Annotated in this window: 1 protein-coding gene and 1 pseudogene; both read right to left on the minus strand. The window is 57.2% G+C overall.

The features are described from left to right. Positions 1-88 precede the first annotated feature (88 nt). Positions 89-730: pseudogene (locus WBF74_RS10030) on the minus strand (ABC transporter ATP-binding protein); the annotation flags it as partial. A gap of 74 nt (positions 731-804) precedes the next feature. Beyond that, entirely contained in the window at positions 805-1,557 is a 753-nt protein-coding gene (locus WBF74_RS10035) for an ABC transporter ATP-binding protein (protein ID WP_424438998.1), read from the minus strand. Positions 1,558-1,609 lie beyond the last annotated feature (52 nt).

Below are 1,609 nucleotides of genomic sequence, written 5' to 3' on the forward strand. Positions count from 1 at the left end.
CTCTCAGGCTGTGGCGATGGCTATCCGTCTCGGCCTGATCTGATATCGGCCAGCCACTTCAACCAGTAAGTTTCGTCGCAGTCGCCAGTTAGATGGCAAGATAACGTTGTGCGACCTCTGGATCTTCGAGGTCGACCGGCTTTATCCGGTCGATAAGCTGGCCCTTGTCCATGACAAGGCAATAGTCCGCGACGGAGCGGATCAACTGGAGGTTCTGCTCGACAATCATGATGGTCAGGCCCTGCTCGTCCCTTAGGCGTCGAATGATCGTGCCGATCTCTTGGACAATATTGGGCTGGATACCTTCGGAAGGCTCGTCGAACAGGATGATCTCCGGCTTGCCGGCCAGGATGCGGCCGATTGCAAGCTGTTGCTGCTCGCCACCGCTCATCGAGCCTGCAAGCTGGGACAACCGCTTTTCAAGTATGGGAAAGAACGAAAACGCCCGCTTCAGATCAGGCGTCGATGCGTTGCCGACGCCCGATCCCAGCCCCAGATTGGCCGCCACTGTCATGCGCGTAAAGATGCCACGACCCTGAGGGACATAGCCTATACCCAATCTGGCCCGAGCGGCCGCGCCAAGCTTGGTGATATCGCGGCCCTTGTAGGAGATGGAACCGGAGATGGTGGGCAACGCCCCGATGATCGTCTTGATCAGCGTGGTCTTGCCGACGCCATTGCGCCCGATAACCGCAACGATTTCACCCTGCTTGATGTCGAAGGACACATCATTGACGATCTGGACGGAGCCGTATCCCGACTTGAGCGAGGAAACCTGAAGCTGTGTCATAAGACCTTCCCCACTCACAATGTACCAAGATAAATGCGCCGCACGTCGGCATCCGCAGCGATTTCATCAAAACTTCCCTGCGCGAAGAGCTTGCCGTAATGCAGGACGCTGGTGCGCGCGCAAAGATCCCGAATAAAGCCCATGTCGTGCTCGATGACGATGGTGGTGACTTTCTGGGCGTTGAGCTGACGAATGATCGCAGCGGTCTTTTCCGTCTCTTCCACGGACAACCCGGCAGTAGGTTCGTCCAGAAGCAGGATTTCAGGGTCAAAGGCCATCGACATTGCAATGGCAAGCCATTGCTGCTGGCCGTGCGACAGTTCCTTCGCCAGCCGATGTTCAGTTCCGGCAAGGCTGATCTGGGCCAAAAGCGCCTCGACCCGCTCGGGTATCTGGCGCGCGCTGTAGTGACGCCGCAGCGGAATGAAAAGATTCTGGAACACTGTCAGGTCGGCAAAGACCCGGATGTTCTGGAACTTGACGGACAGTCCAAGGCGCGCACGGCCAAAAGCCGGGACGCGGGTTATGTCGCGCCCCTTGTACAGAATCTGGCCTGAAGTCGGCGTATCCGTTCCCATGAGCATTTTGAAGAAAGTGCTCTTTCCCGCGCCGTTAGGTCCCAGGATGCAGTGTATCTCGCCTTCGGTGATCGATAGTGACAATCCGTTCAGTGCCCGCACGCCGCCAAAGACCTTATGGACATCGCGCACTTCCAGGATAGGCGATCCGACCGGTTCGCTCATCTCGATTTTGGATTGGGCGTTCATGGTGTCCGCTCCACCTTGGGAAGGCCAAAACTATGAGCAGGCGGCTGTGAAT

The sequence above is a fragment of the Parvibaculum sp. genome, from assembly GCF_049672805.1.
In the GTDB taxonomy this organism is placed as follows: Bacteria; Pseudomonadota; Alphaproteobacteria; order Parvibaculales; family Parvibaculaceae; genus Parvibaculum.